The 13268-nt window shown below is 59.0% G+C and carries 13 protein-coding genes; 1 reads left to right on the top strand and 12 read right to left on the bottom strand.

Annotation, left to right across the window (positions count from 1 at the left end):
- Positions 1-47 precede the first annotated feature (47 nt).
- Entirely contained in the window at positions 48-1265 is a 1218-nt protein-coding gene (locus EDF81_RS20580) for an MFS transporter (protein ID WP_123350027.1), read from the bottom strand.
- Between the two features lie 175 nt (positions 1266-1440).
- Between EDF81_RS20580 and ushA the strand changes: the two genes are divergently transcribed.
- Positions 1441-3093 carry a bifunctional UDP-sugar hydrolase/5'-nucleotidase UshA gene (ushA, locus tag EDF81_RS20575; RefSeq protein WP_123350026.1) on the top strand — a complete coding sequence of 551 codons (1653 nt, stop codon included), beginning with the start codon at positions 1441-1443 and terminating at the stop codon, positions 3091-3093.
- Here the strand turns inward: ushA and ybaK are convergent, their stop codons facing one another.
- From ybaK to EDF81_RS20520, 11 genes are all read right to left on the bottom strand, one after another.
- Complete coding sequence (gene ybaK, locus EDF81_RS20570) at positions 3094-3573, bottom strand: Cys-tRNA(Pro)/Cys-tRNA(Cys) deacylase YbaK (protein WP_123350025.1); 480 nt, start codon at positions 3571-3573, stop codon at positions 3094-3096. It abuts the gene before it with no gap.
- A 202-nt stretch (positions 3574-3775) separates the two neighbouring features.
- Positions 3776-4573, bottom strand: coding sequence for a TraB/GumN family protein (locus EDF81_RS20565; RefSeq protein WP_123350024.1), 798 nt, complete (start codon positions 4571-4573; stop codon positions 3776-3778).
- A 97-nt stretch (positions 4574-4670) separates the two neighbouring features.
- The gene (copA, locus tag EDF81_RS20560) at positions 4671-7172 is read right to left on the bottom strand and encodes a copper-exporting P-type ATPase CopA (RefSeq protein ID WP_123350023.1); all 2502 of its coding nucleotides are present in this window, start codon (positions 7170-7172) and stop codon (positions 4671-4673) included.
- A gap of 95 nt (positions 7173-7267) precedes the next feature.
- Entirely contained in the window at positions 7268-7792 is a 525-nt protein-coding gene (locus EDF81_RS20555; RefSeq protein WP_123350022.1) for an N-acetyltransferase, read from the bottom strand.
- A gap of 3 nt (positions 7793-7795) precedes the next feature.
- Positions 7796-8065 (bottom strand): DUF1778 domain-containing protein, encoded by a 270-nt coding sequence (locus EDF81_RS20550; RefSeq protein WP_123350021.1) that lies wholly within the window; start codon positions 8063-8065, stop codon positions 7796-7798.
- Positions 8066-8214: 149 nt separating this feature from the next.
- Positions 8215-8985, bottom strand: a complete 771-nt coding sequence (locus EDF81_RS20545; protein WP_123350020.1) for a heme ABC transporter ATP-binding protein — start codon at positions 8983-8985, stop codon at positions 8215-8217.
- Positions 8985-9926, bottom strand: a complete 942-nt coding sequence (locus EDF81_RS20540; protein ID WP_221180837.1) for an iron ABC transporter permease — start codon at positions 9924-9926, stop codon at positions 8985-8987. Before EDF81_RS20540 ends, EDF81_RS20545 begins: the two co-directional genes overlap by 1 nt.
- Before the next feature lie 60 nt (positions 9927-9986).
- Positions 9987-10610 carry an NAD(P)H-binding protein gene (locus EDF81_RS20535; protein WP_123350019.1) on the bottom strand — a complete coding sequence of 208 codons (624 nt, stop codon included), beginning with the start codon at positions 10608-10610 and terminating at the stop codon, positions 9987-9989.
- A complete protein-coding gene (hutX, locus tag EDF81_RS20530; RefSeq protein ID WP_123350018.1) occupies positions 10607-11104 on the bottom strand; it encodes a heme utilization cystosolic carrier protein HutX in 498 nt (165 codons plus the stop codon). Before hutX ends, EDF81_RS20535 begins: the two co-directional genes overlap by 4 nt.
- Positions 11104-12432, bottom strand: coding sequence for a heme anaerobic degradation radical SAM methyltransferase ChuW/HutW (gene hutW / locus EDF81_RS20525; RefSeq protein WP_123350017.1), 1329 nt, complete (start codon positions 12430-12432; stop codon positions 11104-11106). The genes hutX and hutW overlap by 1 nt, the downstream gene beginning before the upstream one ends.
- A complete protein-coding gene (locus EDF81_RS20520) occupies positions 12429-13268 on the bottom strand; it encodes an ABC transporter substrate-binding protein (RefSeq protein ID WP_123350228.1) in 840 nt (279 codons plus the stop codon). The genes hutW and EDF81_RS20520 overlap by 4 nt, the downstream gene beginning before the upstream one ends.

Here is a 13268-nt window from a genome sequence, read left to right as displayed (position 1 = left end):
CAGCAGGAAAGGAGAGCGGCTAAAGTTTTACTTTAGCCGCGGAAAAGTCAGTCGTGGTGACGATTATCAGGCAGGAATATGGTCAGTATCCCCAAAAGTGGCAGGAAAGCACAGATTTTATAGACCAGTTCAATACTGGTATGGTCGGCAACCAGCCCAAGCACGGCGGCTCCAAGGCCACCCATGCCAAAAGCGAAACCGAAAAACAGACCCGAAACCATGCCAATTCTGCCCGGAAGTAGCTCCTGGGCGTAGACCAGGATAGCAGAAAATGCCGAGGCGAGAATAAAACCGATTATCACGGTTAAAATCCCCGTCCAGTAGAGGGTTGCATAGGGTAAAAGCAGCGTGAAGGGCGCAACGCCGAGGATAGAGCCCCAAATGACATATTTACGCCCAATCTTATCGCCGACAGGCCCGCCAATCACCGTTCCTGCCGCAACGGCAAACAGGAAAGCAAACAGATGAATCTGTGCGTTCTGCACCGATAATCCGAATTTATGCATCAGATAAAAGGTGTAATAGCTGCTAATGCTCGCCATATAGAAGTATTTGGAGAAAATCAGCATTAACAGCACGGCTATTGCCAGCATGGTTTTATTGCGCGGTAGCGGATTGGCCTTCGGCGCGGCGGCTTTTCCGCCCGCGCTGCGATGCTGCATCGCATACCAGCGGCTGATCTGTATCAGAACCACAATGGCTAACAGCGCGGCGAAGACAAACCATGCGACGTTACCTTTTCCGTAGGGGGCGATGATTACCGCCGCCAGTAGCGGACCCAGGGAGCTGCCGAAATTGCCGCCGACCTGGAAGATGGACTGGGCCAGACCGTGACGGCCGCCGGAGGCCATACGCGCCACGCGAGACGATTCAGGGTGGAAGACGGAAGAGCCCGTGCCGACCAGCGCCGCGGCCAGCAGTACCATGCCGAAACTGCCCGCCATCGCCAGCAGGATCAGGCCGCTCAGGGTAAAGCACATGCCGATGGGCAGCGACCAGGGCATGGGATGTTTATCGGTCCAGGCGCCCACCACCGGCTGTAGCAGCGATGATGAAAGCTGGAAGGTCAGGGTAATCATGCCTATTTGGACGAACGACAGGGAGAACTCATCCTGTAGCAGCGGATAAATCGCCAGGATCAGGGACTGGATCATGTCGTTCAGCAGGTGGGAGAGGCTGATCGCGCCCAGAATACCAAACGCGGTACGCGCCTTAGGCGGCGCACTGGAGCCAGGGGGCGCCTGGCGGATTTCACTCATTGCCATAAAATTCACTTCTGTTTTGTTATGAGATATCAGGGAAGGTGCGATGTGTAATTGTTATGCACCTAACAATACCTGCCCATATGATTTGAAGAAAGTCGCAATTCTGAAATCTTATTTGTTTATTGTTTCAGGTCGCTGTAATTTCAGCGCTTACCACTGGATCAGGGAGAGAAAAATGAAATTGTTATCGCGTAGCGTTGCACTGGCGCTGCTGGCAGCGGCAGCCGTTACCAGCCAGCCGCTGCAGGCCTATGAGAAAGACAAAACCTACAGCATTACCATCCTGCACACTAACGATCACCACGGCCACTTCTGGCGCAGCGACTACGGCGAATACGGCCTCTCAGCGCAGAAAACGCTGGTGGACGGCATCCGTCAGGAAGTGGCGGAGAAGGGCGGTAGCGTGCTGCTGCTTTCCGGGGGAGATATCAATACCGGGGTGCCTGAGTCCGACCTACAGGATGCCGAACCTGATTTCCGTGGCATGAACCTGATCGGCTACGACGCGATGGCGGTAGGCAACCATGAATTTGATAACCCGATTGCGGTGCTGCGTCAGCAGGAGAAGTGGGCGAAGTTTCCTTTCCTCTCCGCCAACATCTACCAGAAAAGCACCGGCGAGCGCCTGTTTAAACCCTGGGCACTGTTCGATCGCCAGGGCGTAAAAATTGCCGTGATCGGCTTAACCACCGACGATACGGCCAAAATTGGCAACCCGGAGTTCTTTACCGACATCGAGTTCCGTAAACCGGCAGAAGAAGCGAAACTGGTCATCGACGAGCTGAAGCAGAAAGAGAAGCCGGACCTGATTATCGCCGCCACCCATATGGGACACTATGACGACGGTGAGCACGGCTCCAATGCGCCGGGCGACGTCGAAATGGCACGCAGCCTGCCGGAAGGATCGCTTGCGATGATCGTTGGCGGTCACTCGCAGGATCCGGTGTGCATGGCCAAAGATAACCAGAAGCAGGTTGATTACGTTCCGGGCACCCCGTGTGCGCCGGATCGCCAGAACGGGATCTGGATTGTCCAGGCTCACGAGTGGGGGAAATACGTGGGTCGTGCCGACTTCACCTTCCGCAATGGCGAGATGAAACTGGTCAACTACCAGCTGATCCCGGTCAACCTGAAGAAGAAAATCACCTACGACAACGGCCAGAGCGAGCGCGTGCTCTACACGCCTGAAATCGCTGAGAGCACGCAGATGCTCTCTCTGCTGACGCCGTTCCAGAATAAAGGCAAGGCTCAGCTTGAGGTGAAAATCGGCAGTACCAACGACTTCCTGCAGGGCGATCGCAGCAAAGTGCGTTTCGTGCAGACTAACCTCGGTCATCTGCTGCTGGCGGCGCAGATAGCGCGTACCGGTGCCGATCTGGGCGTGATGAGCGGCGGTGGGGTTCGCGATTCGATTGAAGCGGGCGATATTACCTATAAAGATGTGCTCAAGGTCCAGCCGTTTGGCAACGTCGTGGTCTATGCCGATATGACCGGTGCCGCGCTGACCGAGTATCTGACGGCGGTGGCGAAGATGAAACCGGACTCCGGTGCCTATCCGCAGTTTGCCAATGTCAGTTTTGTGGCGCGTGATGGCCAATTGGACGATCTGAAAATCAAAGGTGAGCCCGTCGATCCGGCGAAAACCTACCGTCTGGCAACCCTGAGCTTTAACGCGACTGGCGGCGACGGTTATCCGCGTCTCGACGACAAGCCCGGCTATGTGAACACCGGGTTTATCGATGCGGAAGTGCTGAAGGAGTATATCCAGAAGAACTCACCGCTGGACGTGAAGAAATATGATCCAGCAGGCGAAGTGAGCTGGCAGTAGTTAATCCCGGCGGGCGATCTCGGCGAACTGCGCATTGAGCATTTTCGCCAGATCGTCTGCCGCCAGTTCAATATCCAGCCCGCGTTTGCCGCCGGAAATATAGATGGTGGCAAACGTCCGGGCCGGTGCATCAATCAGCGTCGGCAGGCGCTTCTTCTGCCCCAGCGGGCTAATCCCACCCACCAGATAACCCGTGGTGCGCTGTGCGACCATCGGATCGGCCATATCGACTTTCTTCGCGCCCAGCGCTTTTGCGACCTTTTTTAAGTCCAGCTGCCCGGCAACCGGCGTTACGGCCACCGCCAGCTGTTTCATATCGCCGTTAACGGCCACCAGCAGCGTTTTATACACCTGGTCGGCATTCAGCCCCAGTTTGCGCACCACCTCATCACCAAAATTGGTTTCATTCGGGTCGTGATCGTAGCTGTGGATCTGAAAAGAGATCTTGTTTTTTTCGAGTAATTTTACGGCGGGCGTCATAGCAATCCTTACCCCGGACAGACAATATCGTGCCATCAGCTTACGCCTGTCGGTGGGCGAAAAAATAGTACTATCTTGCGCAATAGTATTGGCAGTGATGATGACTTTGAGCGACAATTCACCACATCCGGGGCCCGGCCCCGGCATAATAATAATGATGAAATTCCTCTTTGACGGGCCAATAGCGATATTGGCCATTTTTTTATTTCAGCATCTCCACCAGATTATCGCTGCCGTACAGATGCAGGGCACCCACGGCGACAACGTAGCGTCCGGGCGGCAGTTCCCGCAGGCGCTCGCACCAGCGGCGGTTACGCTGATGCATCAGCACATCAAACAGGGATTCGCTAAAGGTACTGGGCAGCGCCGCCAGCCCGCTGTTTGTCGGCGGGTGCTCCAGCCACCAGCTCACCATTAACTGCAGCAGCCGGGCGTTGGTATGCCAGTGGTTCAGGCTATCTTCCAGCAGAGCCAGCCCGCCGTCGGGCAGCTCGCGCAGGAGCGTAATCTGATCGTCAGTCCCCTCCAGTTCGATAATGTTCACCTGCTCACGACGGGCCGCTCTCAGCAGCTGAAAATCGATGCCGTAATCGGCCCGCAGCCCCAGTTGCTGGGCCTGGGAGGCCTGCAGAACCATGGCGATTTGCCACAGGGGCTGAGTGGTTAACGCCGAGAGGGAAATCCCCAGTTCCTGAGCCCGCTTTTCCAGCTCCGCCATCTGCGCTTCGGACAGGCGTTCGTCCAGCGGTGGGCAGGCGGGCAGATCGCGGAAGGGGCTGTCGTTGAGGGAAACATCGGCTTCGACAATCAGCGCATCGGCCTGACGGACTTTTTTCAGCAGCCGTGCTGGCAGAGGCGACATATCACGGGTGCCCATATGAATACTGCCCACGAGATGCAGCTCGCGACCACCGGGCAGGGAGATATCCTGTGCGGGCCACGGATAGCTACCGGCAAACAGCGTGTACCACAGGGTTTTTATTCGGTTAAACAGACCCATACGCGCTCCCTGAAAGGAAAACACCATGCTAGCGCGCCGCCGGGTCGGGTGCAAATCAGACAACTCCCTCTCCGGCGGGACCGGAGAGGGAGAAGCGTTACTCTTTTGGCGTGAAACGCAGCAGTCGGTTGGCGTTGCTCACGACGGTAATCGAGGAAAGCGCCATCGCCGCACCGGCGACCACCGGGTTCAGCAGCGTGCCGGTCAGCGGCCAGAGAATACCCGCGGCGATGGGAATGCCCAGTGAATTGTAGATAAAGGCACCCAGCAGGTTCTGTTTCATATTGCGCAGGGTGGCGCGGGAGATCGCCAGCGCATCGGCAACCCCGGCCACGCTGTGGCGCATCAGGGTAATGGCCGCCGTTTCAATCGCCACGTCGCTGCCGCCGCCCATCGCAATACCGACATCGGCCTGGGCCAGGGCCGGAGCATCGTTAATGCCGTCGCCAATCATCGCCACCCGGCGTCCCTGTTTTTGCAAATCGATAATCGCATCGGCTTTGCCGTCCGGACGAACGCCGGCGATCACCTCATCGATGCCCGCCTCACGGGCGATAGCGCGGGCGGTATCCTGATTGTCACCGGTCAGCATCACCAGCCGGTACCCGGCACGGTGTAGCCGTTGCAGGGCTGCCGCGCTGTCTGCCCGCAGCGGATCGCGAATGGCGAAAAGCGCTACAGCCTTGCCGTCTATTGCCAGCAACACCGGCGTGGCGCCCTGCGTTGCCTGGGCGGTGATGGCGTCGTCCAGCATCGCCGTATCGATCTGGTGCTCCTTCAGCAGGTCGGCGTTACCGAGCAGCAGCGTATGGCCTTCAGCGTCGCCGCTTACGCCCAGTCCGCGGAGGGTACGGAAACCGCTGACCGCAGGCAGTGTCTGCTCGCCCGCTTTTTGCAAAATGGCACGCGCCAGCGGGTGCGCGGAACCCTGCTCCAGCGCGGCGGCCAGACGAATTGCCTGCGTTTCGCTAAAGGTATCCACCGTATTCACCGCGACGACCTGAGGTTTCCCCTCGGTCAGGGTACCGGTTTTATCGAACACCAGGGTATCGAGAGTGCTGGCGCGCTGCAGCGCATCGGCGTCGCGAACCAGCACGCCAAACTCTGCCGCACGCCCTACGCCGGAAATAATCGACATTGGCGTAGCCAGTCCCAGCGCGCAGGGACAGGCGATGATGAGTACCGTGGTGGCAATCACCAGAGTGTAAACAATCTGCGGTGCCGGGCCGAAGACGTACCAGATTGCGGCGCTGAAGAGCGCAATCAGTACCACGACGGGGACAAATACGGCGGAAATTTTATCGGCCAGCTGGCCGATCTCCGGTTTGCTGCTCTGAGCCTGACGAACCAGACGGATAATGCGGGCCAGGGTGGTGTTGCTCCCCGTCGCGCCGGCCCGGAACAGCACGCTGCCATCCTGCACCAGGGTTCCGGCATGGACGCTGTCGCCGCCGCTCTTCTGCAGCGGGACTGGCTCGCCGGTCAGCATCGCCTCATCCAGCCAGGCTTCGCCGTCGGTAATCTCTCCGTCAACGGGAACCCGATCGCCGGTGGCGAGGCGCAGGATCATGCCGGTTTCAACGTCCGCCAGGGGGATCGTCTTGTCGCCATCTTCACCCACCACGCGGGCCGTTGGCGGGGTTAAATCGAGCAGAGCCTCCAGGGCACGCGACGAACGCGCCCGGGCTCTGGCTTCCAGCATATGACCGAGATTGATCAGGCCGATAATCATGGCGCTGGCTTCGTAATAGAGATGGCGCGCCTCCATCGGGAAGGCGGATGGCCAGATATTGACGGTAATAGAGTAGAGCCATGCCACGCCGGTGCCGAGTGCTACCAGGGTATCCATCGTGGCCGTGCGGTTGCGTAAACTTTTCCACGCGCTACGGTAAAAATGCCCACCGGCAAAGACCATCACCGCCAGAGTCAGTACCCCGATAGTCAGCCACAGGCTGCGGTTCTCCTCGGTGACCATCATATTGTCGCCGAGCATCCCCCATACCATCACCGGGACCCCGAGTAAGAGGGCGACAATGGCCTGCCAGCGGAAGCGCTTCATGGTGCTCTGTGCCGTCGCCTGCTGGCGCTCCCGACGCTCGCGATCGTCTTCGATGGCTTCGGCGCCGTAGCCAGCCTGCTCTACGGCGCTCACTAATTCGCTGGCGGAGGCGCGACCGGTAATCAATGCGGTGCGCTCCGCCAGATTAACCCGTGCCTGGGCGACGCCGGGAACAGACTGCAGAGCTTTCTGTACGCGGCTAACGCAGCTGGCGCAGCTCATCCCGTCGATCAACAGCTGGATGCTGTCATCGTCGGACGTGGCTGCCGGAAGCGCATAAGGGACCGCTGTCAGCGCTTCCGACGGAGTTGATGACTCTGTCAGCGGTTCAGCCTTTGGGTGGTTCAGCGTCGCGTCGTACCCGGCCTGTTTAATGGTGTCGATCAGTGACTGCGCGTCAGCGCTGCCGGTGATATGCGCTTCGGTGATGCTAACGTCCGCCAGCTCCACGTCGTCGCGCTGCTCAAGGCTCTCTTTAACACGTTTGACGCAGTGGCCGCAGGTCAGCCCCTCAAGCGCCAGATCGATAGTCTGAGACATAACAAAACTCCCTCTCTAGTTAAACTGTGAACAAGGGTAAACCTTCCCGCAAGGGGAAGGTCAAGCATGAGCGGGCAGTCTGGAAAGAATTATTTTTATTGGTTTTCGAAAAGCTTTTCGATCGATTTGGTGGGGTAGAAGAGGGCACGTTCATTTGTGCCCGTCAGCGCGATGAAGCCCAGGCTGATATAAAAGGATTTAGCATTTTCGTTCAGCGCCTCAACAAATAATCCGTGGACTCCAACGGCTTGAGATGCGCCGTAGACAATTTTCATGGCGTGAGCGACCAGTGTGGCTCCCCAGCCACAGCCCTGAAGGGATTTATCCACGGCCAGTCGGCCCAGAGTGATGCTGGGAACGTTGTGGTAGGGAACGCTCTTTCGCTGTGATTTTGACGGCAATTGTTCTTTCTCAAAGCTACTGCCGGATAGGGTGTAATAGCCTAAGACACGTGCCTCTGGCATAGCCGTTCTTAGGATGTAAGCCCGCAGAATACGGCTATTGTGCTGGCGTCTGAGATGATCGATAAGAAACGCGTTCAAAGAGGGTTCGGTGCAATCAAAACCGTTGAGTTGATAATCCGTTTCTCCTGAGAATATCTCAATCGTCAGATCGTCCATGCTCTACTCCATGTTTTGCAGACGACGGGCTGCACGTTTCAGTTTATCACTCGGTTCTGGCGGATTCTCTATGGCGTCCATCACCTGGTTCCATGACGCTTCGCTGAGGAGCAGTCGACGGTGCTGCTCAATCACCTCAGCGGCGCGCTCTGAGGCACTGTTTACCAGGAACTGCGTCACCGTCTGGTTGGTCATTGCCGCAGCCTCTTCGATCATACTCTTATCAGCTTCGGTTAATCGTAGATCGATGCGCTGTTTTTTCAGGACTGTCATCGGGGTAAGTCTCCATGACGGCGATATTAGCAAGAAGGCCGTCAGTCTCTGTTGGCGGGTTCGTTAAATTGATTTGTACGGATTTAAACCGTACAGGTAATCTAATCGTCAGAGCGGCAGAGTGCAATTTAAATATTCTTTAAAAGCGCCTATCGGGCCAGCATCACCAGCGGCAGCCGTTCAACAGGATCGTCAATCACCGAAATCTCTGCACGATAGAGCCGGCTCAGCGCCGGTTCGGTCAGGACCTGCTGCGGCGGGCCGTTTGCCACCACCCGGCCTTTTTCCAGCAGAACAATCCGGTCGGCGTAGCGTGCGGCCAGGTTGAGGTCGTGCAGAACACAGCAGACGTTAAACTGCCGTTCATGCACCAGGCCGCGCAGCAGGCGAAACAGCAGCTGCTGGTGGTGGATATCCAGGGCGGAAGTGGGTTCATCGAGGAACAGCCACTTTGGCGACGGCGTGGATCCCCAGAGCTGAACCAGCAGGCGGGCGACCTGGACTCGCTGCTGTTCCCCGCCGGAGAGCTGGCGATAGTCGCGCCCGGCAAGTTCGTCACAGCCGCACAGGACCATAATTCGTTCACTGTCATCTTCACGGCTACGACTTCCGTGGGGATGGCGGCCCATCTGGATCACTTCACGTACGCTAAAGGGGAAGGCCATATGATTATTCTGGCGCATCACCGCCCGGACGCGTGCCAGGTCGGCGGGTAGCCACTGGGTGAGCGGTTTACCCAGCAGCGAGCAGATGCCGCTGTTCGGCTGAAGATAGCCGGTAAGCTGGCGCAGCAGGGTCGATTTTCCGGCACCGTTGGGCCCGAGGATCGCGACGATTTCTCCGCCGGGAAAATGCAGGCTGACGTTATCGGTCAGCCGCTGGCCGTTGATGGTGTAGGTCAGGTTTTGCGCGTTAAGCATCAGCGTCTCCGGCTGCGCAGGATAAGCCACAGAAAATAGGGGCCGCCGATCAGGCTGGTCAGTAGCCCAACCGGCATTTCGGCGGGCTGAACGAGAGTGCGGGCCAGAGTATCCGCCAGCAGAAGCAGCGCGCCGCCGGTCAGGGCGGAGCAGGGCAGCAGCCAGCGGTGATCCGCGCCGATCACCATTCGCATCAGATGGGGCACGACCAGACCGATAAAGCCTACGATGCCGCTGACCGATACCGCCGCGCCCACCAGCAGGGAACTCAGCAACAGCAACTGCTGGCGTCGCCGTTTCACGTTGACCCCGAGGTAGTGCGCGTCTTCATCGCCCAGCTGGAGCAGATTGAGCGTGGTTGCCAGCCAGAGAGTGGCCACCATCGCCGGAACGGCAAAAGAGGCGGCAATCATGAGCGTTGACCACTGGGCCTGACCCAGACTGCCCATCATCCACAGCGTCAGCTGACGCAGCTGTTGCTCGTCGCCGACATAGCTCAGTACGCCGATTGCCGAGCCGCACAGGGCATTAATCGCGATCCCCACCAGCAGCAGCTGCAGCATACCGCCGTGGGCATGCCGCTGACCGATCAGAAAGATCGCCGTGCAGACCGCCAGACTCCCGAGAACGGCAAACATCATCAGTTCGTAGTGCATCAGCGCGGCGGGCAGGGCGAGCGGGAAGACAATCGCCACCCCGACCATCAATGCCGATCCGCTGCTGACGCCCAGCAGGCCGGGGTCGGCCATCGGGTTACGAAACAGACCCTGCATGGCGACGCCGGAGGTCGCCAGGGCGCTCCCAACCAGCACCGCCAGCAGCACGCGCGGCAGGCGGATATTGAGCCAGATATCGCGGTACTGCGGGTCCTGCAGGCTATAGAACGGGATCTTCAGTGCACCCTGACTTAGCGCCACCAGCGTCAGAGCGACCAGCGTCATCACCAGGCCAATCAGGACGCTGATGGAGGAGAGTGAGTCCTTCAATAGCGAATCTCCGGGCTACGCAGGCGTAAGGTCGGGATCGACCAGACTGTAGATTTGCCGAGCCAGCGCCGGGTCTGCCGCCAGAGCCTGAATATGGGCGGCCACGTCGGCCCGGGTAACAAACCCGTGGATCTCCTGATTCTGAACGCGCCGGGCCTGTCCGGTTTCCGCCTTGTTAAGCAGGCCGCCGGGACGCAGAATGGCAAAGTCGAGAGCGCTGGTTTGCAGCCAGCTTTCCGCCAGTGACTTTTCACGCACGGCCTGACCAAATGCTGCCCTGGCGCGGGCTGAAAGCCAGATCCAGCTGTCACCGCATCCCAGAGAGGTTACCAGAATCATCTGCGTCAGACCGGCCTGCTCCGCCGCGTCGATAATGCAGCGGTTGGCCAGATACTCGTGCTCGCCGCCGAGGGTTGAAATCACGAGTGCCTCTTTGCCCGCCGTTTCGCAGGCGCGGGCAACGGCGATTGGATCGCAGGCGTCGCCGACAATCACCGTCACGCCTCTCTCCTGCAGACGCGCAGCGGCATCCACATTGCGTACCAGAGCGATAACCGGGCGCTGTTCCGCCAGCGCCCGTTCTGCCGTCAGCGCACCGACGCCGCTGCCACCGGCCCCAAAGATCAGCCACGGCCTCATGCGGTCACGCCCGACAGCGTTTTTGCCAGATTACGGAAGGCATCCACCTGGGCGGTTAAGAGCTGGCGATGCTCGTCGCGGCCGAGGAAGATCTTAAACATGGCGCTGCCCGCCGCGTTAAAGAACAGAATCGAGGCGGTATCCATCCCCATAAATTTGCGTTCCACCAGGGCAATATGCGCACAGTTTTCCGCCTTAATATGTCCGGTCATGCCGTTTCTGCCGCGCAGATTAAAGTAGCCGTGGCGGTGGAATCCCGACGGCAGTTCGCCGGTAAATTCGAGGATCACATCGGCGGTATGCACCAGCGTGGTGACGTTGCCCCATTCGCAGACGGTATCCCAGACCGTATCAAAGCTGTCGCCGCCGGTCAGAGTGAAGGCCGGTAAATGCTGCACCACGTCCAGCAGGGTGGTGTTATAACGATCGGCGACCGCTTCCAGAGTGCCGTCGGGGTCGGTGGCTAAAAACTCGCGTAAAGAATTCGGTTGCATCATTGCTCCTGTTTAATTTTTGGCTGTGAGAGTTGTTGAATCAATTCCTGCAGAGACTGCAGAATATTGCTGGCCCAAAAGCGCCCTTCATCGGTCAGGCGCAGGCAGCTGGAAGTATCCCGGGTCAATCCGGCGCGGTGCCACTGGCTCAGCAGCGGCGCAAGCTGTCCGGCATGCGGGGTGAGTTCATCGAGCGGGACGCGGGCGGTTTCCACCCCGGCCTGAAGCTTATGCCGCCACTGGAAAGCAGGGTCGACGGTGCGCATCATCATCATGAGCGGCTTTTTGCCTGCGGCGATGGCTTCGTGCCAGGTATTGAGATCGCGCTCCACCATCCACGAATAGCCGTTTACCGAGCCGCCCGCACCTGATCCAAAGGCGAGGCAGTCCGCACCCTGTTTAATCAGCAGGTTATAGAGATTGCGCTCGCGGGTCGTGCGCGCCCAGTGGCTGTTGCTGATGCAGCGCCAGCCTGCGGCGTCCATAAAGTCGCAGCCCTGCAGGTAAAGATCCCGGCGTTCGGCGGGCGAGGGAAGGGCGACGCGGCCATTTTCCACCGCTTTTCCCAGCGGCGTTTTCGGCAGCAAATTCAGGGCGTAAAGATCGACGCCATCAAGGCCGATATCGCGGGCAATCGCCAGATCTTCTGCCCAGATGGCGGCATCCTGTCCCGGCAGACCGAACAGCAGATCGCAGACCACCGCCGCGCGATCCCGGCGCACCAGCCCCTCCATAAACGCTCTGGCCGTTGCGCCGTCTGAGGTGCGGGCCATCTTCTTGCGGATCTGGCTATTAAACGACTGAATACCGATGGAGAAGCGGTTGGCACCCGCATCCAGGCAGGCGTCAATGCGTCCATCGTCGAAATTCAGCACCCGGCCTTCAATGGTGATTTCGCAGTCCGGTGCCAGCGGCAGCCGTTCGCGCAGGCGGGTGATAATGCGCGCCAGGTCGTGCGCCGACAGGGCCGATGGCGTACCTCCGCCAAAATAGACCGCGTGGATCGGGGCCGACTGGTGCAGAACGCTGTCGGCTTCCAGGTCTATCTCACGCAGTAGCGCATCCGTATAGCGCGTGCAGTGGTCTTCCTCATAACGATTCTGGTAGAAGCCGCAGAACGTACAGTGGGTCGCGCAAAAAGGAATATGGAGGTACACCAGCCGTTTGCGAACCGGTGCGGTCTGGCTTACCAGCGCCTGCCAGCTTGCCTCCTGCTGCTCTTTGGGGATCGGCATCGCACCGCGCCACGGCATGGTGGCGTGACGATCTTTAAACGGCTGCCCGCCTTCCAGCGCAAAGTGGGGGGTTAAATCCAGTGTGGTTGTCATTGTTCACTCTTCCCTTCACGCGGCCAGAATTGCTGATGCAGGGTTTCGACGGCATCGGCGATGCGCGGGCCCATGCCAAGGATCAGCGCCTGGTCAACGGTGATAATTCTCTGATTCTTCCATGCTGTGGTGTGGGTGATACCGGCGATAGCGGCAAGGCGGTTGAGATCGCCCTGCACCATTTGGGAAGTCACCACGATAACGTCCGGGTTTGCCGCAATCAGCGCTTCAGCGCTGTAGCCCTTGTACTGGCTGTGCTGCGCCGCGTTGTGTGCCCCTGCCAGCGTCATAATGGCATCGGCCACGCTGCCCTGGCCCGCCACCTGCGGCGCGCTGCCGCCCGCAGAGAGGATAAATAGCGCGTTGACCGGTTTCATTTGCGCATTGCGCAGGGCGACGGTTTCCAGCCGCTGGCGCAGAGAACTCACCAGTTCATCGCCTTTTTGCTGTTCGCCCAGCGCTGCCGACAGAGTATGAATGTTGGCATACATCTGTTCGACCGTGGCCGGAACGCGTGGCAGCGTCAGCACCTTCACCTTTTGCGTGCGCAGCTGTTCGAGGACCAGGGAAGGCCCGGCATCCTGCCAGGTGATAACGCTGTCCGGACGCAGGGATAAAATGCCTTCGCTGCTAAGCTGTTTCCAGTAGCCGATATGCGGCAGGTCGGCGGTTTCCGGTGGGAAAGAGGTGGTTTCATCCACGCCCACCACCCGATCACCCGCGCCGATGGCATATACCAGCTCGGTCAGCGAGCCTCCGGCCACCACCAGTCGTTCGGCGGCGCTGGCGCTGAGGGCGCAGCACAGCGCCACTAATCCCAGGATAATCTTTTTCAT

The organism is Enterobacter sp. BIGb0383 (assembly GCF_003751845.1).
Taxonomy (GTDB): domain Bacteria; phylum Pseudomonadota; class Gammaproteobacteria; order Enterobacterales; family Enterobacteriaceae; genus BIGb0383.
Note: the sequence above shows the minus strand (reverse complement) of the source record. Positions and strands in the feature narration are given on the sequence as shown.

Excerpts from the sequence above, each read along its gene's own strand:
- EDF81_RS20580 (WP_123350027.1), bottom strand. The coding sequence starts at position 1,265 with ATGGCAATGAGTGAAATCCGCCAGGCGCCCCCTGGCTCCAGTGCGCCG.
- ushA (WP_123350026.1), top strand. The coding sequence starts at position 1,441 with ATGAAATTGTTATCGCGTAGCGTTGCACTGGCGCTGCTGGCAGCGGCA.
- ybaK (WP_123350025.1), bottom strand. The coding sequence starts at position 3,573 with ATGACGCCCGCCGTAAAATTACTCGAAAAAAACAAGATCTCTTTTCAG.
- EDF81_RS20565 (WP_123350024.1), bottom strand. The coding sequence starts at position 4,573 with ATGGGTCTGTTTAACCGAATAAAAACCCTGTGGTACACGCTGTTTGCC.
- copA (WP_123350023.1), bottom strand. The coding sequence starts at position 7,172 with ATGTCTCAGACTATCGATCTGGCGCTTGAGGGGCTGACCTGCGGCCAC.
- EDF81_RS20555 (WP_123350022.1), bottom strand. The coding sequence starts at position 7,792 with ATGGACGATCTGACGATTGAGATATTCTCAGGAGAAACGGATTATCAA.
- EDF81_RS20550 (WP_123350021.1), bottom strand. The coding sequence starts at position 8,065 with ATGACAGTCCTGAAAAAACAGCGCATCGATCTACGATTAACCGAAGCT.
- EDF81_RS20545 (WP_123350020.1), bottom strand. The coding sequence starts at position 8,985 with ATGCTTAACGCGCAAAACCTGACCTACACCATCAACGGCCAGCGGCTG.
- EDF81_RS20540 (WP_221180837.1), bottom strand. The coding sequence starts at position 9,926 with ATGACGCTGGTCGCTCTGACGCTGGTGGCGCTAAGTCAGGGTGCACTG.
- EDF81_RS20535 (WP_123350019.1), bottom strand. The coding sequence starts at position 10,610 with ATGAGGCCGTGGCTGATCTTTGGGGCCGGTGGCAGCGGCGTCGGTGCG.
- hutX (WP_123350018.1), bottom strand. The coding sequence starts at position 11,104 with ATGCAACCGAATTCTTTACGCGAGTTTTTAGCCACCGACCCCGACGGC.
- hutW (WP_123350017.1), bottom strand. The coding sequence starts at position 12,432 with ATGACAACCACACTGGATTTAACCCCCCACTTTGCGCTGGAAGGCGGG.
- EDF81_RS20520 (WP_123350228.1), bottom strand. The coding sequence starts at position 13,268 with ATGAAAAAGATTATCCTGGGATTAGTGGCGCTGTGCTGCGCCCTCAGC.